Genomic DNA, 25399 nt, shown 5'->3' with positions numbered 1-25399 from the left:
AGGGAGGGGGACGCCGGTGAGCATGCAGGACTGGGCCGAGAAGGACTTCTACGCGATCCTCGGCGTCTCCCACGACGCCGACGCCGCCGAGATCAAGAAGGCGTACCGCAAGAAGGCGCGCACGTTGCACCCGGACGCGAACCCGGGTGACGCCTCGGCCGAGCAGCAGTTCAAGGAGGTCGGCGAGGCCTACGCGGTCCTGTCCGACCCCGAGCAGCGGCAGCAGTACGACGGCATCCGCGCGATGGTCGGCGGCGGTGCCCGGTTCTCCTCCGGGGGGGCCGGCGGTGCGGGCGGCGGCGCGGGGTTCGAGGACCTGCTGGGCGGGTTGTTCAACCAGGGCCGCGGAGGCACGCCGGGTGGGGTGCGCTTCGGAACGCCCGGCGGCGGGGCCGGCGGGGGTTTCGAGGACCTGCTCGGTGGCCTCTTCGGCCAGGGCGGGGCCGCACCCGGGGGTTTCCCGGGAGGTTTCCCCGGGGGCACGCAGACCCCCGCCCGCGGCCAGGACCTCGACGCGTCCGCCCGGGTGTCCTTCCGGGACGCCCTCGAGGGCAAGACGGTCACCCTGCGGGTCCCCGACCCGCGGGGCGGCCCGGCCCGGACCGTCAACGCGCGGTTGCCCCAGGGTGTCCGCGACGGCCAGAAGGTCCGGTTGCGCGGCAAGGGGTTGGCCGGTCCCGGGGGGACGGGTGACCTGCTCGTCACCGTGCACGTCGAACCCCACCCGGTGTTCCGCCGGGACGGGGACGACCTGCGCATGACGCTGCCGGTCTCCTTCGACGAGGCCGTGCTCGGCGCCACGGTGGAGGTGCCCACCCTGGACGGGGCGTCCGTCAAGGTGAAGGTCCCCGCCGGCACGCCGTCGGGACGCTCGCTGCGCCTGCGGGGGCGCGGGGTCCAGCGGTCCCGGTCGACCGACGAGCGGGGCGACCTGTTCGTCACGATCGAGGTCGTCGTGCCGCAGAAGGTCGAGGGTGCCGTGCGCTCGGCCGTCGAGGCGTTCGCGAAGGCCACGTCCGGTGACGACCCGCGCGCCGGCCTGGCCGAGCGCGCCCGCAGCTAGGACGAGCCGTGTACCAGGACGACAGCCCGCTGTTCGTCATCTCGGTCGCGGCCGAGCTCGCCGGGATGCACCCGCAGACGCTGCGGCAGTACGACCGCCTCGGACTCGTCTCCCCGAGCCGGGCCCGTGGTCGCGGGCGGCGCTACTCCGCCCGCGACATCGCCCAGCTCCGCGAGGTGCAGCGCCTGTCCCAGGAGGACGGCGTGAACCTGGCCGGCATCAAGCGGATCCTCGACCTCGAGAACCAGGTGCTCGCCCTCGGGCAGCGCGTCGAGGAACTCGAGGACGAGGTCGCGATGGTCCGCCAGCAGGCCCGGCGCATCTTCGCGGCGGGGATGGCCGGCGACATCGTCGCCACCCCGATGGGGCGGCGGCCGGAGTCGCAGCGCTCGACCGCCCTCGTCGTCTGGCGGCCGGACCGGAACCGCTGAACCAGTCCTGACGGGACCCCGTCCACCTCCGGGTGGGCGGGGTTCCTGCGTTCGGGGCCCGCGCGCCCCGGGAGGGAGCCACGGGCCGGCGGGTCACACTGGCGGGATGGACGGAGCGGCGGTGCCCTGGGCGCGCGACGTCCTGCGCGGAACGGGCGCGGACCCCGGGCCGGCCGAACTCGTCAAGGACCGCCCGTGGTCGACCGTCTGGCGGCTCCCCACTCCGGCGGGCCCGGTCTGGCTCAAGGCGTGCCCGGAACGCACCCGGCACGAGGTCCGGATGCTCGCCGCCGTGGCCCGCTGGGACGTGCCGCACGTCCTGGTCCCGCTCGCGGTCGAGGAGGACCGCGGGTGGGTGCTGCTGCCCGACGGCGGACCGACGGTCCGCGACGTCCAGCTGCCGCCGGCGGCGGCCGAGCGCCGCTGGGCCGACGCCCTCACCGCCTACGGCGAGGTCCAGCGCGCCACCGCTGCGCACGCCGACGACCTCGTCGCCCTCGGCGTCCCCGACCTCCGGCTGCCGCACCTGCCCGCCACCTTCGAGCGGCTCGCGCACCGCTGGGCCCCCGACCTCCTGCACCTCGCCTCCCGGGTGCGGGAGGAGTGCGCCGAACTGGCCGCGGTCGGGCTCGAGGCGACCCTGCAGCACGACGACCTGCACGACGGCAACGTCTTCGCGAGGGGTCTTCGCCCCTTCGACTGGGGCGACGCGTGCGTCGGGCACCCGTGGTCGAGCCTGCTCGTCGCCCTCGACGCGGCCCCGGAGGGTCCTGCCCCGGACCCTGACAGTCGCGCGGCCGGCTACCTCGCGGGATGGCCTCCAGTGGGCGACCCCGCACGCGTCCTCCAGCTCGCCGTCCGGCTCGCCGTCGTCAGTCGCGCCGACAGCTGGGACCGCGCCCTCGTCGGCTGGCCCGAGGCCCCGGAGGAGTTCCGGAGCGCCCCCGGGGACTGGCTGCGCCGCCTCCTCTGAGCGCCCCCGCGGGCGGTCCGAGGAGGTCCTCCGGACCGGGTGAGAACTTCACGCTGCAGTCCTGATCCGCTCTCTACCAGGGGCACCCCCCTCCTCGCGAAACTCGTCCTGTCGACGTGAGCACGTCGAACCAGCGGCCCAGGGCCCGACGAGAGGAACCACCGTGAGCGAGAAGCCCAGCACCTCCGACCTCGACCTCGACACCTTCGAGATCGACGACTACACCGAGGCCGGCGAGGTCATGAAGAACGCCTACACCTCCTCCTGCAGCAGCAGCAGCACGACGAGCTGCACGAGCTGCTGCGCCTGAGGACGACACGACGTCCGGCCGGTCCGGCCGTCGGTGCGGCGCCCACCGACGGCCAGACCGGCGGGAGTCCGCCAGGACCCCACCCGCCCGGGGACGGACATCCCCGAGACCCCGTTCCGCCCACCTGACCGCAGGGAGTCGTCGTGTCCCGCACCTCCGACTACGTGCGCGCCGTGCTGACCCGCGAGGACCGGCCGCTGCCGCCGCTCGACCACCACCCCGACTTCTCCGACGCCCCCCGGGAGGCGAAGTTCTTCGGCCCCACGGTCGACGTCGACCTCCCGCGCCGCGCCCCCCGCGGCAGTTCGGAACCGCTGGACCGACTGGGGGAGTGGCTGTTCCTCGCCGCCGCCCGCACGGGCCGCCGGCTGCAGGCCGACGCGAACGCCGACACCGAGCGGACCCGGGAGTACGCCCGGGCGCGCTGGTCGCGGGTCGCCGCCTCCGGAGGGTCGCTCTACCCCGTCGTGCACTACTGGGTCTCGACCGGTGCCGACGGCCTGCTCCCGGGCGTCCACCACTACTCGGCGCTGCACCACCGCCTGCAGCGGTTGTCCGCCGGGCCCGCGGCGGAGGTCGTCCGTGCTGCGGCGGGTCTCCCCGCGGACCTGGCCCCCGACGGCTGGCTGCTCACGACCGTGAAGTTCTGGCGCAACGCCCACAAGTACGGCTCGTTCACCTACCACGTCGTGACGATGGACCACGGCGCGCAGCTGGCGGCGTTCGACGACGCCGCGGTGGGCCGCGTCGGTGTCCTCGGCCGCACGTGGACCCTCGACGAGGCTGTCGTGGCCGGACTGCTCGGGGTGGACCCGGGACAGGAGGGCGTGTTCGCCGCCACCGCCGTCGACCTCTCCCCGGCGCGGTCGGACGCCGTCGCCACCACGACCTCGACGGTGGACGCCCTCGTGTCCCGCCGGGACCGCGAGTGGTCCCGGCGGCCGGTGCACTTCGCCACGACGACCGACCTGCAGGAGGAGGCGTCGCAGCGTCGGCCCACCCCGGCGGCACCGGCCCCCGGGGACCTCGTGCGCCGCCGGACGAGCTTCGGCCGCTTCAGCGGCGCCTCCGTCGACGTCGCCGAACTGCGGACCGTGCTGGACGGGGTCCGTCCGGGCCGGGCGCCCGCCGAGGACCTCACGGCCCCACCGCTGACACTGCACGTCGTCGCACTGGCCGTGGACGGCCTCGCGCCGGGCGTCCACCGCTACGACCCCGGGACCGGTGCCCTCACCCCGGTCGCTCCGGGCGACCACGCGGCCGCGCTGCAGCGGAACTACTTCCTGCAGAACTACGACCTCGGGAAGGCGGCGGCCGTCGTGTTCTGCGCCGGTGACCTCGACGCGGCCGTCCGGCAGGACGGGACCCTGGGGTACCGGCGCGCCAACGCCGCCGTCGGGGCTGCGACGCAACGGTTCTACGTCGCCGCGTCGAGCGGTGGTCTCGCCGCGGGCGCAGCGCTGGGGTTCAACAACGTCGCCCTGGCGGAACTGCTGCGGCTGCCTGCGGGGCAGTTCCCGCTCATCCTCTGGATGCTGGGCCGCGACCGCGCCCCCGGCGCCTGGTACCGCTTCGAGCTCTTCACCGGCGAGGACCTGCGGGGGTGGTCCCGGTGAACCGCTGGACCGTCGCCCGGTACGGGGTGCAGCGCGTCGCGGGTCTGCCCGAGGACGTCCTCGCCCTCCTGCGGACCCCGCGGGCCGCCGCCGCCGCCGACGCCGCGTCGGCCCGGGCGGCCGTGGCGGCCGTGTCCGCCACCGCCCTGGCCGATGCGCTGCACGCCGTCGTGCCGACCGCCGGACCCGCCGTGCGTCGCGACCTGCTCGCGCTGCGCCGGTCGGCGCACGCCGGCCGGCTGCGGCCCCTGGGACCCGTCGCCGCCGACGCGCTCGCGTCGGACCACCCGCAGGTGCTGCGGCTCCTCGACCGCGCCCGCGCCGACGAGGCCGACCGGGACGGCGCGGTGGCCGCGGCCGCCGACGCGCTGGTCCTCGAGCAGGACCTCGTCCGGTCCGCGCTGCGGACGGTGAGCGAGGACGAGGAACTGCTCCGGGCCCTGTGCGTGGCCTCCCCCCTCGCCGTCCGCGCCCTGCAGCGCGCAGCCCGCGGCGGCACCACCAGTCGCAAGGACGCCGTGCGCCTGGACCGGACGCTGCTGGAGTACGTGTGCCGGGCCGCCGTGAAGACCAGCCCCTTCAGCGGGCTGACGACGGTCGCCCCCGTCCGGTTCACCGAGGTCGCCTCCGCCGTCCCGGCGGTCGTCGCCGAGCCCGTCGGTGTTCCCGCGCGGGTCCGTCGCGTCCAGCTCAGCACGGCGTTCCTGCAACGCCTCGCGGACCAGGTCGCGGAGGCGGAGTCCTCGTTCCTGGACCTCCCGCTGCGGTTGTCGCCCTCGGTGCGCCGCGACGAGGACTTCGTCCGGACGGTCCAGCGCCGCCGCACGGCGCAGCCGGGGTCGGGTGCCGGCGAGGTCGGTCTCGACAGCGACCGCCTGCTGCTGCTGCGCGACACCACGGTCCTGCGGGACGTCCTCACCGTCGTGCAGGACGCCGGGCCGGCCGGCCGGCCGGTGCGGGACCTGCTGGCCGACCTCGCCGACCGGGTGGGCCGGGACGACGCCGAACGCCTCCAGGCGCTGCGGGCGCTCGTGCGCGTGGGGGTGGTCGAGTGCGAGCTCCTGCGGGTCCCCGTGCACGCCCCGGACCCAGCCCGCGCGGTCGCGGCGGCGGTCCGGAGCCTGCGGGCCCCGTGGGCCGCGGACCTCGCCGATCGTCTCGACGCCCTCGCGGTCCTCGTCGACCGGTACGCCGGGGAGGCGGCGCAGGACCGTCCGCGCACCGAGGAGGAGGTGCGCTCGGGCGCCCGGAGCGCCCTGGAGTCCGTCGGCGGCGCCGGGGAGCGGGTCCCCGCCACCGTGCTCTACGAGGACGTGCTGGCCCCGGCGGTGCCCGTGGCGGAGGTCGCCGAGGTGGTCCTGCCCCCCGCGGCCCGCGCCGACCTGGGCGTCGTGGCCGACCTGGCCCGTGCGCTCGACCCGCTGGAACCCCACCGTCAGCACCTCGCCGGGTTCTTCGTCGCCCGCTTCGGCGCCGGCGCCGAGCACGGCGACGTGGAGGTCCTCTTCGAGGACTTCGCCGAGGACCTCTACGACGAGTACGTCCGCTGGGTCCCGAAGGTGGAACGGTTCGACGCGGACGGCGCGTACGTGCCGCACGCCAACTGGCTCGGCCTGCCCGCCGTCACCGCCCTCGACGAGGCCCGCCGCGGAGTGCGCGACCTGCTCACCGCCCGGACCGCTGCCTGGGTCGGGCTGGGCCGCCCCACCCGTGGTGTGGTCCTGACCCACGAGGACCTGGCCGACGTCCTCGCCGCCCTGCCCCCGGACACCCGGGCCACCGCGACCGCGAACGCCTTCCTGCAGCGGACGGGTGCGCAGGACGGTCCCGGCTGGGTCCTCAACAAGGTCTACGGCGGACCGGGTTTCGGCTGGTCTCGCTTCGCCGGCCTGCTGGGCCACGACGAGGTCCTGCTCAAGGAGTTCTGCGACCAGCTGCGCCCGACGGACGGCACCGGCGCCCTGCCGGTGGAGGTCCTGGGCGGGGAGGCCCGCAGCAACCTCAACGTCCACCCACCCCTGGTCCCGCACGTGCTGCGGACCCCCGGGGACCCGGCGCTGCCGGCGGAGCTGCAGGTCCTGACCGTCGACGACCTCCTCGTGCGTCACGACGTCCGCACGGGCGTGCTGGAACTGCGGTCCCGCCGCCTCGACCGGCCCGTCCTGCCCGTGTACCTCGGCTACCTCGTGCCGCAGGCGCTGCCGGACACGGCCCGGGCGCTGCTGCTCTTCGCGCCGTCCACCGCGCCCGTCCTCGACCTGTTCGAGGGCGTCGCGGTGGAACCCGACGAGTTCGGAACGGTGCGCCGTCCGCGCCTCGCCGTCGGCGACGTCGTCGTCTCCCGGGCGTCCTGGACCGTCCCCGTGCCCCCGGACGGTGGGGAGTGGGCGCCCGACCGCACCTGGGCGCGCGTGCTGGGGATCCCGGCAGAGGGTTTCGCCACGACCTCACCGGACGGGCGACCGCGCACGGCGAAACCCCGTTACTACCACCTCGACGCCCCGGCGACGTGGGCCGCGCTCCGCGCGGGCAGCACCCCCGGTGACCACCTCACGTTCTTCGAGCGACTGCCCGGCGCACCCGCCCCGGGGACGCCGACCCGTGAGCTGGTCGTGGAACTCACCCGACAGGAGACCCCGTGACCACCATCGCCGAACCCTCGACGCGGGAGTGGCTCTCGACCCACGTGTTCTACGCCAGCCACCCCCAGCCGTTCCTCGCGCGCTGCCTGGCGCCGCTCGTGGCCGAACTGCGCGAGCAGGACCTGCTGCGCGGGTTCTTCTTCATCAACTACTGGCTCGAGGGCCCGCACGTCCGGGTCCGCCTGCTGCCCCGGTCCCCGGAGGTGGCCGACCGCGTCGCCGCCCTGCGCGACGAGCACGTCGCCCGGTTCCTCGGCGACCGGCCCGCGTTGTACGCGGTCAACGAGAAGGAGTTCGTGCAGCAGAGCTACGACGTCCTCTTCCGCCTGGAGTTCAGCCCCGCCGAACGCGAGCGGTCGGTCGACTCGTCGGGCCAGATGGTGCTGCAGCGCAACAATACCGCCGTCGACTGGCCCTACGAGCCCGAGTTCGGCCGCTACGGCGGACCGGTCGGGGTCGTCCTCAGCGAGGAGCACTTCGAGGTCTCCAGCGACCTGTGCCTGCGCCTGGCGCGCCAGCGCCGGCTGCAGCGCCGGACGCACCTGCTGGCCACGGCCGCGTTGCTCACCACCGTCCTCGTCCGCACGTTCCTGCCCGACCTCGACGACCAGCGCGAGTTCCTCGACGCCTACGAGGAGCACTGGCGGCACTCCTTCCACGGGACGGACTACCTCGAGGGGCTCGACATGGCGACGCCCGCGGGGACGTCGGGGCAGGAGGTGGGGCGCATCCTGCGCGCGGCCGACGACCTCGTCGACCGCGCCGCCGGACGGGACCCCGCGGGCACCGGCGCCGACGACGAGGAGGACTCCGTCCCCCTGGTCTGGGCCCGGCACTGCCGGGACCTCGAACGCCGCGTCCGCGCGGCCGCCGGGCGCGGCGAGCTGGAGTTCGTCGACCACGAGGGGAGCGTCCGCCCGGACGCCCGCGACAGCCTGGAACGGCTGCTCTTCTCCTACGTGCACATGACGAACAACCGCCTGCACGTGCTGATCTCCGACGAGGTCTACCTGACGCGGCTGCTGCGCACCGCGTTCGCCGGCGGTCCGGGGTGACCGGCCCGGCGCCGGTCCCCGGGCGGCGCCCCGTGCTGACCCGCCGGACCGTCGTCGGGGCCCGCAGCTTCGACGGGGACCGCTGGACGCGGCTGCTCGGCGAGACCGGTCAGGACACCGTCGTGCGGCTCAACGACGCCCAGTTCGCGCTCCTGGCCCGCAGCGACGGCCACCGGGACGTCGAGGAGATCGCCCACGCCGCCCGCCGGGACGGCACCCCCGTCACGACCGGGCAGGCGGAACGCTTCTTCGACTCCCTCGCCGCCCGCGGCCGGGTCCGCTGGCTCACGCCGGTGGAGGACGCACCCCGCCGGGCGACCCGGCCCCTGCGCGGGGAACCCGCCTCGGCCGTCCGCGGCTGGGTGCGGGTGGTCCTCGCGGTCGGCGCGGGCTCGCTCGTCACCGCAGCCCTGGCGACCGTCGTCCTCTCCTGGGCCGGCGTGCGGGACGCGGCCGCCGGTCGGCCCACCGACTGGGTCGCCACCGTCCTCGCGGCGCTGCTCCTGCTCCCCCGGGGGCTCCTGCACGAACTGGCGCACGCGGCGGCCGCCCGGGCCGTCGGCGCCCAGGTCCGCGGGATCCGCGCCCACTGGGACGGGCGGACCTTCGCCCTGGAGTGCCGGACGTCCAGCCTCGACCTGCTGCCCCGCCGGTGGCGCCGTGTCGTCGTCGCCCTGGCCGGCCCTGCGGCCGACCTCGTCCTCACGGCGGTCGTCGGCCTCGTCTGGCACGCGGGGTGGCGCGGTGACCTGGCGGCGCAGTCGTTCCTGCTGGGCACCGTCGCGACCGCCGGGAACCTGCTCGTGCTCCCGGGGCTGGACGGCCACCGAGCCGTCCTGGCGGCCCTTGGCCTGTCCGCCCGCCCCCGGTGGACCCGCCCCGTGCGGCGTCCCGCGACCCGGGCCGCGCTCCTGGGGCTCGCGGTCGGCGGCTGCGCCGGCGCCCTGCTCCTGCTGCGGGAGACCGCCGTGGCGTTGCCCGGCGGCGTCCCCGCCCTGGCGGTGGGCCTCGCCGGCCTGCTGCTCACCGCGGCCGGTCACTCCGGCCGCACCACCCGTCAGGTGCCCGCCCCGGGCACCCGACCCGCCCCCCGAGGAGGAAGAACGGTGACCACCGTGGAACACAACTGGGCACCCGGGCACGCTGCCCGGGGCGAGGTGGCCGTCGCGCCACCGTCGGGACGTCCCGTCGCCATCGAGGTGCGCGACGTCGTCAAGCAGTACCCCGCAGTGCGGGCCCTGGACGGGGTCTCGTTCGACGTCGGGCAGGGGGAGTTCTTCGGCCTCCTCGGCCCCAACGGCGCCGGCAAGACCACCCTCGTCGAAACCTTGACGGGTCTGGCGACCGCCACCTCGGGGACCGTGCGGGTCCTCGGGCACGACCCGGCGCGTCGTGATGGGGAGTTCCTGCGGTCCATCGGGATGCAGACGCAGACCCCCGCGTTCTTCGCCAAGCTGACCGTCGGGGAACACCTCTCGACCATGGCCGCCCTGCAGGAGGCCGATCCCGCCCTGGCCCGCGAGGCGGCCGGACGCGTCGCCCTGAGCGCGGCCTGGGACCGCCGGGTCGACCAGTTGTCCGGGGGCCAGCGGCAGCGGGTGGCCATCGCGGCCGCCGTGCTGCACCACCCCCGCGTGCTGTTCCTCGACGAACCGACCGCGGCGCTGGACCCCGACGCACGTCGCCGCCTGCTGGACCTGCTGGCGACCCTGCGCGGGGACGGGACGACCGTGGTCTACACGACGCACCACCTCAGCGAGGCCGAGGAGCTCTGCGACCGGATCGCGATCGTCGACGAGGGCCGGATCGTCGCGGTGGACCGCCCGTCGGACCTCATCGCCCGCGAGGGCGGTGCGACCGAGGTGTTCGTCCCCGTGGCGCGGTTGTCCCTGACCCGGGCCCTCGCGCTGGTCCCCGGGGCCGACGCGGAACTCGTGGGGGAACGCGTGCGGTTGCGACCCATCCACCTCGGGGAGGCCTTGACGGCCATCGAGGCGGCCGTGGGGTTGGCCGGGGTCGAAACCCGTTCCCCCCGGCTGGAGGACGTGTACCTGAGGCTGACCGGAAAGGTGATGGACGATGAGTGAGCTGACGACGACCGCCCCGCTGACGGCGACGGGAGGGCCCCGCCCGGGGGCCCGGCGCCGGAGGATCGCCGCGCTCAGCGCGGCGGCGGCCAAGGACGCGGTCCGCAACCGCTTCGCCCTGTTCTTCAACTTCGCGTTCCCGCTCGTGGTGCTCCTGGCGTTCGAGTTCATCTACTCCGGCCAGCACCTGCCGAACGGCCAGCCCTACTCCGACTACGTCGCACCGGGCATCCTGGCCTACGGCATGGCGAACGGCGCCATCTTCGGCGTCGGCTACACGCTCGTGCAGTGGCGGGCCAGCCGGTTGCTGCTCCTGCTGAAGCTCACCCCGACGTCCCGGCTCGAGGTGCTGCTGTCCCGCTACCTCGTCGCGCTCGCGGTGTCCCTGGCCCAGACGGTCGTCAGCGTCGCCGTGGTCTCGTTGCCGCCGTTCGGGTTCCACCTCTCGGGCCGGTGGTGGGCCGCGGTCCCCGTCGTCGCCGCCGGGACCGCCGCGTTCTTCGCGCTCGGGTGCCTCGTGTCGTCGGTGGCCAAGACGCCCGACGTCGTGGGCGGCATCGCCAACGCGGCGCTCGTGCCGATGGCGTTCTTCTCCGGGGTGTTCTTCCCGCTGCCGGCCGTCGTCGGCTGGATCCACGGCGTCTCGACCGTCCTCCCGCTGCGCTACCTGTCCGAGGGTCTGTCCGCCACGCTCGCCGGAACCGGTTCCTGGCACTCGGTCCTCGTCTGCACCGCCGTCCTCACCGGGTTCGCGGTGGTCCTGCTGGGACTGGCGGCGAAGGCCCTCCGGTGGCGCTGACCGCCTCGGCGGACCGCATCGTGGTCCTGGACGGGGGCCTCGACCCCGAGGCCGTGGACCCGGCCGGCCGGGTGTTCCGCACCGGGGACCGCACGCTCGTCGGTCCGTTCACCGACGGAGCGGGGTGCGGCCGCTGCCTGGCGGTGCGGTGGCGGGACACGCACGTCCCGCCCGCCGGGACGGAACCCTGCCCGGGTCCTCCCGCGGTGGGGTCGGCCCCGCTCGTCGCGGAGCTGCTGCGGACCGTCCACGCCCCTGCCGGCACCGCGGTCGTCGTCGTCCTCGAGGACGGCGACCCGCGCCCCCGCACGGTGCACCTGCTGCCCGTGCTGGGGTGCACCGGGTGCACCGGGTCCCTCCGGTCCCCGGCCCCCACTCCGGGCCTCGGGCCGCACCAGCCGGGGTCGGGGTACCGGACCCGTCGCCCGCAGGACGTGGGGTTGCCGTCCGCGGCCCTCGTGAACCCCGAGCTCGGACTGCTGGGCCGGCGGTGGGGGACCGACGTGACGTCACCCACCGCCGTCCCGGCGGGGAGCGCGTTCTCCGCCGTCGGCGCCCGCGGACCCGTCGAGATCACCTGGGGCGGGCAGGGTTCGAGCGTCCGGGCCAGCCGCCTGACGGGGTTGCTCGAGGGGCTGGAACGGCACGCCGGCACCGACGTCCGGCACGCGGGCCGCGTGCGCCGGTCCTCCCTGCGGGCCCTCGGCCGCCAGGCCCTCGACGTCACGGCGCTCGGGGTCTCGGTCGTCCCCGGGGCGCGGTTCCGTGCCGAGGAGGGGCTGCCGGAACTGCCCGAGGACGCCGTCGTCGCGTGGGTCCCCGCCCGCTCCCTCGTCACCGGCCGGGAGCGGTGGATCCCCAAGCAGCTCGTGCACTACCACGCCCCCGACGCCCACCCGGGTTTCGTCCAGGAGAGTTCCAGCGGGTGCGCGTCCGGGACGGGGGAGGACGAGGCGGCGCTGCACGCCCTCCTCGAACTCGTCGAACGGGACGCGTTCCTCCTCACCTGGCACCGGGGTCTGGACCTGCCCGAGGTCGACCTGTCGACCGTCGCGGACACGACCCTGCGGCACACGGTGCGGCGGGCGGAGTTCCTGGGTCTCACCGTCCGCGCGTTCGACGGCCGCGTCGACCTGCCGTTCCCCGTCGTCGTGTGCAGCACCGAGCGCCACGACGGCGGCCCCGGTGCCGTCAACTTCGCGGCCGCCGCCAGCCTCGACCCGCTCGCAGCGCTGCGCTCGGCGGTCTCGGAGATCACGGCCCGCAGTCCCGTCCTCGCCGAGGAGTGCGCGGCCGATCCGGCCCGGCTCGAACGTCTCGCCGCCGACCCGGCCGCCGTGCGCACGCTGTTGGACCACGCCGTCCTGGCCGGGTCGCCGGGTTTCGACCGGCACGTGCGGGGTCTGCTGGCCCACCGCCGCCGGTACCCCCTGCAGCACCTGTTCGGCCCGGCCCGCCACGACGGGGACGTCCCCGGGGCCCTGCGGCACGTCGTCGCCGGACTGACGACCGCCGGGTTCGAACCCTGGGTCGTGGACCAGACCACCGACGAGCAGGCGCAGCTCGGTCTGCGGACCGTGCGCGCCGTCGTGCCCGGGCTGATCCCCATCGACTTCGGCTGGCACCGGCAGCGGGCGCTGTCGATGCCCCGGCTCGCCGCCGCCGAACCCACCGCGAGCCCCGTCCGGTTGCCTCGGCCCCCCGCCGGCCACCGGCGACTCGTCCCGCACCCGTTCCCCTGACCACCCGTTCCCCGAGCCCGACCCGATCGAAAGGCGTTCCCATGGCCCTGCACGGCATCTCGTTGCTGCCCGACTGCGCTCCGCAGGAGCGTTCGGCGTCGGAGTACTACCGCGACGTCCTCACCCTGGCCCGCCAGGCCGACGCGTGGGGGATGAGCCACGTGAAGATGACGGAGCACTACCTGCACCCCTACGGCGGGTACTGCCCCAGCCCGCTCACCTTCCTCACGGCCGTGGCGGCCCGGACGACCTCGATACGGCTCATGACGGGCGCGGCCATCCCCGCGTTCCACCACCCCGTGCAGCTCGCGGCGACCGCGGCCATGGTCGACGTCCTCAGTGGCGGCCGCCTCGACCTCGGCCTCGGCCGGGCGTGGCTGCCGTACGAGTTCGAGACGTTCGGCGTCCCGATGGGGGAGAGCCGCGCCCGGTACGTCGCCACCGTCGAGGCCGTCCGCCGGTTGTGGACCGGACGTCCCGTGAGCGAGGACACGCCGTTCTTCTCCTACACCGACGCGGTGTCCCACCCCTCGCCCGTGCAGGACCCGCCGCCGCTGTGGGGTGCCGCCGTCCGTTCGCCGGAGAGCTTCGAGTGGCTGGCCCGCAACGACATCGGCCTGATGATGTCGGTGCCGCCGCTGGCCCGGGACTACCCGCTGACCCGGCAGATGGTGGCCCTCTACCGGGCCGAGCACGCCCGCGTCCACGGTGGGGCGACGGCGCCGCGGGTGGCCCTCAGCCTGCCCCTGTACGTCGGCCGCGACGACCGCTCGGCGTTCGCGCAGGCCACGGGTCACCACCGCCGCTACCTCGACGTCTGGCGTTCGGCGATCTCGTCGTGGTCGCAGGAGGCCTGCGCGGACTACCCGGGCTACGAGCAGATGGCCGAGCACGCCCGGACCATGGGGGACGTCGACCTGCGCACCGACGGGACGGCCGTCGTCGGCGGGCCCGGACGGGTCGCGGAACGGATCGAGGAGCTCCATCGCGACCTCGACGTCGACGTGTTCCTCTGGCAGGTCGACTTCGGCGGTCAGGACCTCGCGTCGATGACGGGCAGCCTCGGCCGGCTCGTCGACGACGTCCTGCCGCGGCTCACGCAGCCCGGGCCCGCGGTGGCGCCCGTCGCGGACCTCGCGCCCGACCGGACGCCGGTGCCGGCGTGAGCACCGCGCTGGCACCCCCGACCTCCGCTGCCCCGCGGACCGGCCCCCTGGACTGGCTGCCGGGGTGGTGGTCGCAGGTCCACGCCGACCCCGAGACGGGAGGTCGCGAGGTGCGCACGGCGGCCCGCACCGCCGCCGCCCTGTCCGGATCCGGGTACCAGGTGCACGAAGGGGTGGGCGGGACCGGTGTCGTCGGTCTGCTGCGCAACGGGTCCGGACCCACCGTCCTGCTGCGGGCAGAACTCGACGCGCTCGCCGTCGCCGGTCCGGACGGCACCACCCGGGCGCACCACGCCTGCGGCCACGACCTGAACCTCGCCGCCCTCGTCGGGACGGCCCACGTGCTCGCCGGGCGCACCGACCGCTGGCGCGGAACCCTCGCGGTGCTCGCCCAACCCGCCGAGGAACTCCTCACCGGGGCGCGCGCCGTGCTCGACGACGGGCTCCTCGAACTCGTGGGGGAACCTGACGTCGTCCTCGCCCAGCACGCCGCCACCCTGCCGGCCGGGACCGTCGCGCACGCCGCCCCCGACCCGTCCGGACCGCACCCCCGGGTCACCGCCGCCGGTGCGCGGGGGCGCGTGGAACTCCGCGGCCCCGGTGGCCACCCCGGCACCGCGCGTGGACCCGACGTGGGCACCCTGCTCGCCGAACTCGTCCTGGCCCTGCCCGGCTGCGCCGCCGCGGACGGGACCGTCCGGGCCGGGCGGGTGGTGGTGGGGACCGCGGCCAACGTCGTCCCCACGCACGCCGTCCTCGAGCTCTCCGTCCGCGCCGCCGACGACGCGGCCTGCGATCGGACCACGGCCCGCACCACCGCCCGCGCGCATGCGCTGGCGTCCACGCTCGAGGGGGCCACGGTCCGCGTGGTGTGGACGTCGGTGCCCGCCGTGCACGCCGACGGGCCCCTCACCGACCGCCTCGAGGACGCCCAGCGCACCGCCGGCCTCGGCGTCGCCCGCACACCGGCCCTGGGCGCCGTCGAGGACGTCGGACTGCTGGCCCGTGCCCGCTGCGGGGCGCGGATCCCGTTGGCGTACTGGCTGTTCGGCGGGATCGACGAGGCCCGGTGGGTCGAGGCCCGCGCCGCCTCCGACCCGTCCCGCCTCGAAGCCCGGCTCGGAGCCGCCCACACCGCGGACTTCGCCCTCGACCCCGTCCCGGCCCTGCGCACCGGCGTCCGGGCCCTGCTCGCCGCCGCGCACTCCGTCCTCGCCCACCCCCACACCCCGAGGTGATGCACCGTGACCACCACGACGAACGAACCCGCCCCCGTGCCGGTCGCTGCGCACCGCGTCCAACTGCGCGGTGACGTCATCTACGCCCGCACGTCGCAGGGCGTCCTCGTCCACGACTCCCGAGGCGGTTTCCAGGTCCGCGGGACCGCCTCCGGGGACGGCGCGTACGAGGCCGTCGACGCCGTCCTCGCCCGCCTCGACGGCACCGCCACCGCGGAGGAGGTGCTGACGGGGCTCGCCCCCGACCTGCGCCGCCGGGCCCCCGCCCTCCTCGCCACGTTGCGCCGGCACGGGTTCCTGCTCGACCGGGACGAGGACGGCCTCGGGCTGCCACCGGAACGGTTGCGGGAGTTCGCCGAGCAGATCTCCTACGCCCAGCACTTCGGTGCCCTCGGAGGGCGGGGGTTCGCGGCCGTCGACCGGGCCCACGCCCACCTCGTCGGGTCCGGCGAACTCCTCGACTGGGTCGTCCTCGGACTCGTGCGCAACGGGTTCCGCACCGTGACCGTCCACGCGACCGCGGCCGGGGTTCCGGGCAGCGACGTCGTCGCGGAACTCGCCGACCTCCGCTCGCGCGGGGTTCCGGCGGACGTCTCGCGGCAGGAGTGGCCCGGAGGGGGACTGGAGGGCGCCGACGTCGTCGCGCCCGGCGACGGCGACCCGCGCCTCGTCGACGCCGTCGCGGCGGCGGCACAGGCGCAGGGGGTTCCCCTGCTGGCCGTGTGGGCGCACGCGGGGGCCCTGGTCACCGGGCCGGTGCAACCGGTGGGCTCGACCGTCCGGGCCACGTGGCGCGACGCCGTGGAACGGCTGACGGCGAACGCCGACCCGGACGACGCGGCCCGGTTCTGGGCCGCCGTCGGCGACGGCGTCGCACCGGGTGCCCCCGTGACGGGCGCGCTCGCCGCCATGACGGGGAACCTGCTCGCCTTCGAGGCGTTCCGCGCCCTGGCCCGCATCCGCACGGCCGCCCCGCTGCCGCAGGTCCTCGTGCAGGACGTCCTGTCCGGGGACGTGGCCGCCGCGACCGTCGTGCCGAACGCCCCCGCGCCGGCGGGGGACTCCGGGCCGCCCGAGGCGCCGGTGCCGGTGACGACGCGGCTGGACCGGGCCGCGCCCGGGGTGGACGAGCTCGCCGGGGTGTTCCACGCCTTCGAGGACGAGGACCTCGTGCAGGTTCCCCTGAAGGTGTCGCGGCTGCGGGTCCGCAGGCTGGGCGCCCCGGACGTCGTCGTCGACGCCGCCCACCTCCGCACCCTCGCCGACGCCCGGTGGGAGGCGGTGCTCGCCGCGGCCGTCGTCCCCGGTGTCGCCAGGATCCCCGCGGACGCGTCGGGGCCGGCGCTCACCGATCCCGTGCTCGCGGCCGGCGGGGACCCCGGGGAGGCCGCGCGTCGCGCCGTCGAGGCCCTGGCGACCCGGGAGTCGGTGCGCGCGCTCGTCTCGGGGCAGGCCCGTCTCACCGCCGTGGTCGACCCCGTCGCCGACGAGGCCGGGGCGGACGACGCCGCCGCCGTGGAGTTCCTGCTGGACTCCCTGTCCACCTCGGGGTTCGGCCGCGAGGAGGTGGCCACCGCGCTCGTCGACCTCACCTGGGACCACGACGGGCGGACGCTGCGCACGGTCGTGGCGCGGGTGGACGGCCGGACCGCGGCCGCGACGGCCCCCACCCCGGGACGTGCTCTGGCGCAGGCACTCACCGTCCTGCTCGGCGCGGTCCAGTTCCCGCAGACGCCGTCGGAGCAGGCCGCCCCGACCGACGACGTCGCGGACGAACTCACCGACGTGCTGGGCCGGTTGCGGTGGTCCGCCGTGGAACCGGCGTCGGCGTCGGTGACAGGAGGGCGACGGGACCTGGCAGTTGAGGTGGAGGACGTCACCCCCGGGGCCTTCACCCACCTCGGGCTGCACGTGGCGCGGGCAGCCCGCCGGGTTCGGCGGTGACGAGCGCTCCGGCGGCCGCCGTCCGGGAGGCGACCGGCCTGAGCGGCCTCCTGGGCCGGGCCGGGCTGGCGGCGGTGGTCGTCGGCGGCTGGGGCGACGGGGCGGTCGTCGAGGACGGTCCGGCCGTGGCCGGGTGGCCCGTCGTCGTCTGGGTCGCGGGGGGGCGCAGCGCCGTCGTCCGCGTCCTACCCGCCGGCACCCCGGTCGAGCCGCTGACGGCGCACCGGGCGCTGCACGCGCGGTGGATCGCGGCGGGGCCGCTCGAGGCGGTGTCCGCGGTCGGCGGTGCGCGAGTGGCCGGCCCGGGACCGGTGTCCCGGTTGGTGCGCCTGGTCCCGGCCGTGCTCGCCGCGCTCACCGCGGTGCGGCGCACGGGGCGTCCGGCCACCCGCACCGTGGACCTCCTGACGGGCACGGGTCGGTCGGTGCCGGACGGGACCGCCGACCTCGACCCGGGTCGCCCGGGGGTCCGGTCCCGCGGTGTCGGGCGGGAACGGGACATGGCCCACGTGGCGGCGCAGGAGTCGGCCCTGTCGGAGGGCGGCCTCGGAGTCCTCGGTCCCCTGCAGGGGGTCCGGTGGGACCTGCCCGGGACCGTCGTGACGTTCGGGGAGTCCGTCGTGCACCGCACCGGCGGCGCGCGGTCCGTGCACTGGGGCGGGCACGCGACCTCGGTGCGGGCCAGCCGGACCGCCGGTCTGCTGGAGGGGCTGGAACGGCTCGCCCCTTCCGACCCGGACGGCCGCGCGGACCTGCGGACCGCCTCCTTCGAGGAGTTGACCGCGGCCGGCGCCGAGGCCGTCGACCCCGCCGGCTGCGGCCTGTACTCCGGGGAGTTCCACCGCGCGCACCCGGCGGTTGCGCGCTGGGACCCGGCGAGCCCCACGACCTGGGTCCGCGGCCGACGACTGGTGGCCGGTGGCGCGGCGCGTCCGGTCTGGGTGCACCGGGCCCTCGCCCTGCACGACGCGGCCACCCCCGCCGAACGGTTCGTCGAGGAGTGTTCCAGCGGCTGCGCCTCCGGAGCGAGCCTCGAGGAGGCCGCGGTGCACGGCGTGCTGGAACTCCTCGAACGCGACGCGTTCCTGCGGGCGTTCTTCGGCAGCGCCGGGGCCGTGGAACTGCGACCGGACGCGACGACCGCCGCACCCGTGCGGCACCTGCTGCGGCGCATGGAGTTCCTGGGGTTCCACGTGCGGTTCTTCGACGCCTCGAGCGGGTTCGGCCCGGCCGTCGTGGTCGCGGTCGCGACCGACGTCGAGGGGGGTGGGGGAGCCTGCGTGGGGGCCGGAGCGGCCTTCGAGACGACGTCCGCCGCCCGGGCCGCCCTCGCCGAGGTCGCCTCGGACGCCCCGACGATCGCCACCCGGCGCGCGACGCGGCGCCCGGAACTCGAGGCGATGGCCGACGACCACTCGCTCGTGCGGAGGTTGGCGGACCACGCCGACCTCTACTGCCTACCGCGGATGGCGGCCGGGCTGGACCGCCTCGACGGCGGCGGGCGGACGTCCTGGCGGGTCGCGGTCGACGCCGACCGCGACCGGCTCGGCTGGGACGTCACGAGCCTGGACCTCGCCGGGAACCTCGACCGTCTCGTCGGTCGGTTCGAGGACCGCGGGATGACCGTCGCGGTCGTCGACCAGACGACCCGGCTCCAGGAACGGCTGGGGGTGCGGACCGCACGCGCGGTGGTGCCGGGTCTGCTGCCGATCGACTTCGGGGCCGGTCGGCAGCGCTGCTTCGGCATGGCGCGGTTGACGGAGGTGGGAGGCCCTGCGCGAGAGGCGGACAGCGTTCCGCACCCCTTCCCCTGAGCGTCCCGCGCCCTTCCCCGGAGGGCGTGCCGGAGGGCCCGACGGGACTCACCCGCCGGGCCCTCCCGGTCCGGTCAGCGGGACTTCAGGACCTTCCCGACGATGGCGTAGGCGACGCCCGCGAGGATGATCACGGCGGGGACGATCTCCTGCATGTGGTGCACGGTTCCTCCTGGTGGCGTCCGGTGCGGGCGGTCCGCACCGGTTCCCCTCGACCGTGGGGCCGCCCGACCCCTCCTGTCGACGGCCGGACCGGAAGTCGTGAGAACTTCACGTCCGGCGGGTGCGCGACCCCCGTCCGGTCGCTGTCCCGATCACTTCCGGCGGGGGGTGGGTCTCGGCCAAGCTCGGTGCCGCCGGACGGTCGCACCGACCGACCCGGCCCGGAACGGGTTCGCCCCTCGTCGATCGGAGACGTCGTGTCCCTCGCCAGCCAGCCCGTCAGCACCGCTCGAACCGCCGCCTTCGAGGAAGCCCTGAGCCAGGCCCTGTCCCACCGCACCACGGCGTCGGACCCCGCGGCCGCCGCCGGGTTCTGCCTCTTCTGCCTCGCCGTCCCCGCCACGCGGTGACCCCGTGACCACCGTCGCGCAGGAGGTCCTCGCGCTGTCGTCCGCGGTCCGCCTCCGCGTCCACGGACTGGGCGAGGGGACCGGTGTCGTCGTCGACGACGACACCTGCGTGCGGACCCTCACCGGCGTCGTGACGGCGCAGGTGGCGACGGCGTTCCTCGCCCGCCGCAGCATGACGAGCGCCGACCTGCTCGACGGTCCCGGCGCGGACGTCCCCGTCACCGAGCTCGTGGCGGCGGTCGCCGACCTCGTCGCCGCGGGGGCTCTCGTCCGCCGCGCACCGGACCGGCCCGGCCGGGTGCGGGTGGTGGCGGCCGGCGCCGACCTCGGGCTCACCGAGCAGCTGCGCGGGGCCGTCTCGCCGCTGACGACCACCGGCGGTGACGTGGTGGTCGTCGTCTGCGAGGACCACCTGGACCCCGTGGTGGCGGACGTCCTGGCGGCCGAGGGAGGGCCGGGTGTCGTCGTCCTCCCGCTGCGGGTGGGGGCGCGCCGGTGCTGGCTCGGGCCGGCGCTGGAGGCCGGGAGCTGCCTCGACTGCTTCGCGTTCCGCCTGCGCCGCAACGTTGTCGACGCCCGTCGCGGGAGCGGCCCGACGGCCGCGGCCACCGTGGACGCCGTCGCCGGAATCCTGCGGGCGGCCGCGCTCGCCGCGGGAGGCGCGGAGGAGACCGTGCGGGCGCGCTGGCGCGACCGCGTCCTGGAGGTCGGCCTGGACGACCTCACGACGGTCGCCCACCCCGCGAGCTGCCGGCACACCACGCCGCCCACGGACCCCACGGCCGGACCCGTTGACCTGCTCGACCGCCTCCCCGCCCTGGTCTCCGCGCTCACCGGGCTGCTCGAGGAACCCGTCGTCGTGACCACGCCCGCGGGGACGCACCTCGCGACGGCCCAGCACTGCGTCCCTGCCGCCACCGACGCGGTGAGCGGGTGGACGCGCGTCACCGCCGCCGGCAGCGGGGCGACGGCCCGGGCCGCCGTCACCGCCGCGGTGGGGGAGGCCGTCGAGCGCTACAGCACCGGCTTCCACCCCGGCCGGCCGACGCGGCACTGCGCCGGTGACGAGCTGCCGGTCGGTCAGGTCCTGCTGCCCGGCGACCTCTTCCCCGGCAGTGGACTGCCGCCGTTCCCGCTCGGGGTCGCGACCGACTGGATCCCCCTCACCCGCTGGCGGACCGGGACCGCGGGCACCGGACCGTCCCCGGATGCCGACGACCAGCGGTGGACGCCGTCCGCCGCAGTCCACTTCGGCCACCCCGACACCACCGTCCGGGAGGCCTGCGCGCCGGACTCCAACGGCTGTGCGGTGGCCCCCACGCTGCCGCGGGCCGTGCTCGCGGCCACGCTCGAGCTCGTCGAGCGCGACGCCGTCGCCCGCTGGTGGTGGACCCGGACCCGCCGGCCCGAGCTGCCCGGGGGACTCGCCGGTGCGGCGGCCGCCTCGCTCGCCGGGGCGGGCCGGCGGCTGCACCTGCTCGACCTCACCGGTCACGCCGGGATCCCCGTCGTCGTGGCGGTGAGCGCGGACGGCGCGGGCCGCGACGCGGTCCTGGGGTTCGGTGCCGCCCTGGGCCGGGGGGCCGCCGCCCGCCGGGCCGTCGCCGAGGTCGGCCAGGCGCTCGCCGCCGGTGTCCGCCGGAACGCGTGGGCCGACCAGCCGCTGACCGACCTCCCGTGGCTCCTGCCCCTGGGGGAGCGGCCCGGGTCGCTCGCCGAGGCGACCCGGAGCACGGGGGGAGACGACCTCGGGGAGGTGCTGGCGCGGCTCGGGGCCGCCGGGGTCCCGGTGTTCGTCGAGGACCTCACGTTGGCCGAGACCGGGGTGCCGGCCGTGCGCGTCCTCGCCCCGGGGCTGCTGCCCTGGCACCGCCCCGCGGACGTCCCGGACGGCTGGGACCTGCCGTGCTGAAGCGTCCGCGCCCCGCGGCGCAGCGTCCGCACTACTGTGCTCGGCGTGACCGGAGAGACCGCGGACGCCGCCCGCTCCGACGTCACCTCACACCCCTCGCGCGAGCTCCGCGGCCTGCAGGTGTCGACGGTCGTCGTCTTCGCGGCGGCCTGGCTGGCGGTCTCCCTCTACGTCCTCGTCACGGCGGCCCTGCCCCGTGGGGCGGTCCCGACGGTGGCGGCCGTGCTGGTGCCGCTGGGGACGGCGGCGGCGCAGGTCCCGCTCCTGCGCGACCTCGTCGGCACGCGCGGCCGGCGGCCGGACCTGCGTTGGCTGGGGGTGCTCGCCGGGCTCTCCTACCTGCCCGCCGCCGTCCTCGGCGTCGAGTGGCTGCAGTGGGCCCCCGTCCCGGCGGGCATCGCGCTCGTGGCGCTGTCCTTCCGGTGGGGTGCGGCGTGCTGGGTGGCGGGTGCCGTCCTCCAGGTCCTCGCGTGGTGGGTGGCCGGTCGGGGGAGCGAGGCCGCGGCGCAGGCCGGGTTGGACTACGTCGTGTCCTCCGTCGTCCTGGCCGTCCTGCTGCGCGCCGTCGCGACGAGCCGGGAACTGGCGCGGACGCGGCGCGAACTGGCGCGCGCGGAGGTCCTCGCGGAACGGCTGCGCATGTCCCGTGACCTGCACGACCTGCTGGGCCGCACGCTGACCGCCATCTCGCTGAAGGCCGAACTGGCCTCCCGGTACCAACGGGCCGGGCGCGCGGAGCAGGAGCGCGAGCAGCTCGACGACCTGCTGGCCTTGACGCACGCGGCGTCCACGGACGTCCGCAGCCTCGTCACGGGGTACCGGACGCTGTCGCTGCCGACGGAACTCACGGCGTCGGTCCGTCTGCTGCTCGACGCCGGCGTCGAGTGCACGCTCGAGGCCGACCCGGCCGCGCTCACGGGGGACCTGCCCGTCGAGGTCGTCCAGGCCGCCGCGTGGGTGGTCCGGGAGGCGACGACGAACGTCCTGCGGCACGCGCGGGCCACCCGGTGCAGCATCGACGTCCGCGTCGAGGGCGACGGTTCCGACGGTCGGCTGCGCGTGGCCGTCGTCAACGACGTCGGACCCGCCGGGGACGGGGCACGCACCTCCCGCGGGTCCGGGACGGGACTGCGCGGAATGCACGAACGCGTCCGGCCGCTCGGCGGTTCGGTCGAGGCCACCGAGCACGAGGGGAACTTCACCGTGATCTGCGAACTGCCCGTCCGGCACCGGGACACCGCTGGAGGTGTCCGGTGATCCGCATCGTCGTGGCTGAGGACATGCACATGATCCGCACGGCGATGGCGGCGCTCATCGAGACCGAGGACGGCATGGAGGTCGTGGGCGAGGCCGAGCGCGGTGACGTCGTCCTGGACCTCGTGCGCCGGACGCGTCCGGACCTCGTGCTCCTCGACCTCGACATGCCCGGTGCCGACGGACTCACCGTCCTGTCGCAGCTGACGGCGGAGACGCCGCGCCCCAAGGTCGTCATCCTCACGGCGGTCGGCCGTCCCGCGGCGGTGCGGACGGCGCTCACCGCGGGGGTCGACGGGTTCATCCTCAAGAGCGCGCCGGCGACCGAACTGCTGGACGGTCTGCGCGCCGTCGCCGGTGGGCGTCGCGTCCTGGCGCCGGACCTCGCGGCTGCGGCCGTCGTGAACGGCGACTCGCCCCTGACGACGCGGGAGGCGGACGTCCTCGCGCTCGTGGGGAAGGGGTCGGCCGTGCCGGACATCGCGGCGGCGCTGCACCTGTCCGAGGGCACGGTCCGGAACTACCTCACGGGGGTCGTCGACAAGCTCGACGCCCGCAGCCGCACGGACGCCGTGCGCATCGCGGAGTCCAACGGCTGGATCTGACCCCTTGCCCTCGTCGGCTAATGCGCGTAGCTTTCAGCTAACGCCATTAGCTGAGGAGAGACACATGACCGAGTTCCTGCGCACCGACCGGGGAACGCTCGCGTTCGACGTCGAGGGGGAAGGCCCCCTCGTCGTCCTGGCGCACGGGATGGGCGACAGTCGCCGCTCCTACCGGTTCCTGACCCCGCGCCTCGTGGCCGCCGGGTACCGGGTCGCGGCCCTCGACCTGCGCGGGTGCGGGGAGTCGAGCACCGGGTGGGACGGTTACCGCCGCACCGACATCGCCGCCGACCTGGTCGGCCTCGTCCGGCACCTCGGCGGCCCGGCCGTCCTCGTGGGGCAGTCGATCAGCGGCGGCGCGGCGACCATCGCGGCCGCCACGGCGCCCGACCTCGTCGCCGGTCTCGTGGAACTCGCGCCCTTCACCCGCGCGCAGTCCGTGAACGTCGCCGGGCTCCTCCGGGTGCGCCGGCACCGGCAGGCGATGGTGCGCCTCGCCCTCGCCGCGGGTCTGGGCAGCGCCCCGTCCTGGGGCCGTTACCTCGACCTCGCGGTGCCGGCGAAACCCGCGGACTGGGAGACCGAACGCGCCAGGAACCTCGCCCTGCTGCGCGAACCGGGACGGATGGCCGCGTTCAAGGGCATGGCGTCCGCGGCGCCGAAGGACGCCGGGGAGGCGTTGCGCGACGTCCGCTGCCCCGTCCTGGTCGTAGAGGGTGGCGCCGACCCCGACTGGGCGGACCCGCGCGCCGAGGGCGAACGCATCGTGGCCGACCTGCCTGCCGGCCTCGGGGAACTCGTCGTCCTCGACGGCGTCGGGCACTACCCGCACGTCGAGGCGCCCGAGCAGGTCGCCGCCCTCGTCCTGCCCTTCCTGCAGCGGACGCTCGCCCGTGCCTAGGGCGGGTCTGGACGCCGCGGCCGTCACCCTCGCGGGCGCTGACCTCGCCGACGAACTGGGGTTCGAGCACCTCGCGATGGGGGTGGTCGCCGACCGGTTGGGGGTTCGGCCGCCGTCCCTCTACAAGCACGTGGGGTCCTTGGCCGACCTCGCGCAGCGGATCGCCGTGCTGGCCGCCACCGAACTCGGCGACACCTTGCGGGACGGGTTGCAGGGGTTGTCCGGTCCGGACGCGCTCCGCGCTGCGGCGCAGACGTTCCGCGGGTTCGTCCGGGACCACCCCGGCCGGTACGCGGCGACGCTCGGCGCCCGTCCGACGTCCTCCGACGACGAGTACGCGCGCGCGACGGCCCGAGTGCTGGAATCCCTCGCCGTCGTGCTGCGCGGCTACGGGGTCCCGGCCGACGACGAGGTCCACGCGCTCCGCATGCTGCGCAGTGCCCTCCACGGTTTCGCGACCCTGGAAACCGGTGGAGGTTTCCAGCTGGGGACGGACGTGGACGAGAGCTTCGCCTGGCTCGTCGAGTTCGTCGACCGGGGTCTGCGCTGACAACTACCGCCCGAAACCGTTGCGGCACAGTCTGTTCGTCTTGTCCGAACAGTTCCTGTGCGATAGGTTGGGGCCATGGCCGCGACGTTCCTCGACGAAGCCCCCGACGGGGTCACCTTCGCCGCGCCGTCCCGCCTGCGCCGCGCAGCCGACACCGCCCACGCCGCGTTCCTGCTCGGTGTCGCCGCCGCCGTCCGCCGCGTGCTGGACTCCGACCACCCCGACCTGGCCGTCCTGGACGAGCGCGGGGTGACGGTCACCGGCGGTGGTGTCGACCGCCTGCAGGCCGCCCTGGACCTGGTCACCGAGGAGTTCGCCCGCCACGAACGGATGCCCTACGCCGCCGCCGCCGGCATCATCCACACCGCCCACCACCAAGGCAGCGAGCACCACACCCTCTGGGCCGCGGTCGCCGAGGCCCGCGTCAGTCGCCACCAGGCTCGCACCATCGAAGCCCGCGCCCGCCGCCTCGCCGGCCGCGTCGCGGTCCTGACCGAAACCCGCCACGCCGACGGCACGACGTCCCTGACCGCTGAGGAAGGCGACCCCCTCCTCACCGGGCAGGCGCACACCCGCGCCCTGCAGCAGTACCTGACCGCCGCCGTCGCCCACGCCGAACAGGGCTACACCGGGCGCCGCCTGACCTACCGCCTCGACCAGGTCATCAGCCGCCTCACTCCGGGGTACCGCGCCGTGGAGGTCGAACAGCCGCGACCGGCCGCGGG

Annotated in this window: 21 protein-coding genes; all 21 read left to right on the top strand. The window is 76.0% G+C overall.

Translation table 11 applies throughout. The annotated features are described in order from the left end of the window. The first annotated feature begins 16 nt into the window (after positions 1-16). Positions 17-1063: a DnaJ C-terminal domain-containing protein gene (locus AB0637_RS08885; protein WP_366171409.1), complete on the top strand. Its 1047-nt coding sequence runs from the start codon at positions 17-19 to the stop codon at positions 1061-1063. Between the two features lie 8 nt (positions 1064-1071). Beyond that, positions 1072-1494 carry a helix-turn-helix transcriptional regulator gene (locus AB0637_RS08880; protein WP_366171407.1) on the top strand — a complete coding sequence of 141 codons (423 nt, stop codon included), beginning with the start codon at positions 1072-1074 and terminating at the stop codon, positions 1492-1494. Positions 1495-1600: 106 nt separating this feature from the next. After that, on the top strand, positions 1601-2467 hold the full coding sequence (locus tag AB0637_RS08875) for an aminoglycoside phosphotransferase family protein (RefSeq protein WP_366171405.1): 867 nt from the start codon (positions 1601-1603) through the stop codon (positions 2465-2467). Between the two features lie 163 nt (positions 2468-2630). Next, positions 2631-2777, top strand: coding sequence for a thiazolylpeptide-type bacteriocin (locus AB0637_RS08870; RefSeq protein WP_366171403.1), 147 nt, complete (start codon positions 2631-2633; stop codon positions 2775-2777). A 143-nt stretch (positions 2778-2920) separates the two neighbouring features. Further along, entirely contained in the window at positions 2921-4393 is a 1473-nt protein-coding gene (locus AB0637_RS08865) for a nitroreductase family protein (RefSeq protein ID WP_366171401.1), read from the top strand. Next, positions 4390-7035 (top strand): lantibiotic dehydratase, encoded by a 2646-nt coding sequence (locus AB0637_RS08860; RefSeq protein WP_366171399.1) that lies wholly within the window; start codon positions 4390-4392, stop codon positions 7033-7035. Before AB0637_RS08865 ends, AB0637_RS08860 begins: the two co-directional genes overlap by 4 nt. Continuing rightward, positions 7032-8090, top strand: a complete 1059-nt coding sequence (locus tag AB0637_RS08855; RefSeq protein WP_366171397.1) for a lantibiotic dehydratase C-terminal domain-containing protein — start codon at positions 7032-7034, stop codon at positions 8088-8090. Before AB0637_RS08860 ends, AB0637_RS08855 begins: the two co-directional genes overlap by 4 nt. After that, positions 8087-10177: an ATP-binding cassette domain-containing protein gene (locus AB0637_RS08850; protein ID WP_366171395.1), complete on the top strand. Its 2091-nt coding sequence runs from the start codon at positions 8087-8089 to the stop codon at positions 10175-10177. The genes AB0637_RS08855 and AB0637_RS08850 overlap by 4 nt, the downstream gene beginning before the upstream one ends. After that, a complete protein-coding gene (locus AB0637_RS08845; protein ID WP_366171393.1) occupies positions 10170-10976 on the top strand; it encodes an ABC transporter permease in 807 nt (268 codons plus the stop codon). Before AB0637_RS08850 ends, AB0637_RS08845 begins: the two co-directional genes overlap by 8 nt. Next, positions 10967-12718 carry a YcaO-like family protein gene (locus tag AB0637_RS08840; protein ID WP_366171391.1) on the top strand — a complete coding sequence of 584 codons (1752 nt, stop codon included), beginning with the start codon at positions 10967-10969 and terminating at the stop codon, positions 12716-12718. Before AB0637_RS08845 ends, AB0637_RS08840 begins: the two co-directional genes overlap by 10 nt. Positions 12719-12759: 41 nt before the next feature. Beyond that, a complete protein-coding gene (locus tag AB0637_RS08835) occupies positions 12760-13884 on the top strand; it encodes an LLM class flavin-dependent oxidoreductase (RefSeq protein ID WP_366171389.1) in 1125 nt (374 codons plus the stop codon). Continuing rightward, complete coding sequence (locus AB0637_RS08830; protein WP_366171387.1) at positions 13881-15122, top strand: M20/M25/M40 family metallo-hydrolase; 1242 nt, start codon at positions 13881-13883, stop codon at positions 15120-15122. Before AB0637_RS08835 ends, AB0637_RS08830 begins: the two co-directional genes overlap by 4 nt. A 6-nt stretch (positions 15123-15128) precedes the next feature. After that, positions 15129-17066, top strand: coding sequence for a hypothetical protein (locus AB0637_RS08825; RefSeq protein ID WP_366171385.1), 1938 nt, complete (start codon positions 15129-15131; stop codon positions 17064-17066). Further along, a complete protein-coding gene (locus tag AB0637_RS08820) occupies positions 17063-18880 on the top strand; it encodes a YcaO-like family protein (RefSeq protein WP_366171383.1) in 1818 nt (605 codons plus the stop codon). Before AB0637_RS08825 ends, AB0637_RS08820 begins: the two co-directional genes overlap by 4 nt. 419 nt (positions 18881-19299) lie before the next feature. Continuing rightward, complete coding sequence (locus AB0637_RS08815) at positions 19300-19452, top strand: hypothetical protein (RefSeq protein WP_366171381.1); 153 nt, start codon at positions 19300-19302, stop codon at positions 19450-19452. 4 nt (positions 19453-19456) lie between these two features. Further along, positions 19457-21364, top strand: coding sequence for a YcaO-like family protein (locus AB0637_RS08810; RefSeq protein WP_366171379.1), 1908 nt, complete (start codon positions 19457-19459; stop codon positions 21362-21364). A 45-nt stretch (positions 21365-21409) separates the two neighbouring features. Continuing rightward, positions 21410-22621, top strand: a complete 1212-nt coding sequence (locus tag AB0637_RS08805; protein WP_366171377.1) for a histidine kinase — start codon at positions 21410-21412, stop codon at positions 22619-22621. Further along, positions 22618-23223: a response regulator transcription factor gene (locus AB0637_RS08800; RefSeq protein WP_366171375.1), complete on the top strand. Its 606-nt coding sequence runs from the start codon at positions 22618-22620 to the stop codon at positions 23221-23223. The genes AB0637_RS08805 and AB0637_RS08800 overlap by 4 nt, the downstream gene beginning before the upstream one ends. 64 nt (positions 23224-23287) lie before the next feature. Continuing rightward, positions 23288-24124 (top strand): alpha/beta hydrolase, encoded by an 837-nt coding sequence (locus AB0637_RS08795; RefSeq protein WP_366171373.1) that lies wholly within the window; start codon positions 23288-23290, stop codon positions 24122-24124. Continuing rightward, the gene (locus AB0637_RS08790; protein WP_366171371.1) at positions 24117-24674 is read left to right on the top strand and encodes a WHG domain-containing protein; all 558 of its coding nucleotides are present in this window, start codon (positions 24117-24119) and stop codon (positions 24672-24674) included. Before AB0637_RS08795 ends, AB0637_RS08790 begins: the two co-directional genes overlap by 8 nt. Before the next feature lie 75 nt (positions 24675-24749). Then, positions 24750-25399: hypothetical protein (locus AB0637_RS08785; protein WP_366171369.1), on the top strand; the 650-nt coding region annotated here is incomplete at its 3' end.

The sequence above is a fragment of the Kineococcus sp. NPDC059986 genome (genome assembly GCF_040702905.1).
In the GTDB taxonomy this organism is placed as follows: Bacteria; Actinomycetota; Actinomycetes; order Actinomycetales; family Kineococcaceae; genus Kineococcus.
Note: the sequence above shows the minus strand (reverse complement) of the source record. Positions and strands in the feature narration are given on the sequence as shown.

Coding starts and splice junctions, on each gene's coding strand:
- AB0637_RS08875 (WP_366171405.1), top strand. CDS start 1,601: ATGGACGGAGCGGCGGTGCCCTGGGCGCGCGACGTCCTGCGCGGAACG.
- AB0637_RS08845 (WP_366171393.1), top strand. CDS start 10,170: ATGAGTGAGCTGACGACGACCGCCCCGCTGACGGCGACGGGAGGGCCC.
- AB0637_RS08835 (WP_366171389.1), top strand. CDS start 12,760: ATGGCCCTGCACGGCATCTCGTTGCTGCCCGACTGCGCTCCGCAGGAG.
- AB0637_RS08795 (WP_366171373.1), top strand. CDS start 23,288: ATGACCGAGTTCCTGCGCACCGACCGGGGAACGCTCGCGTTCGACGTC.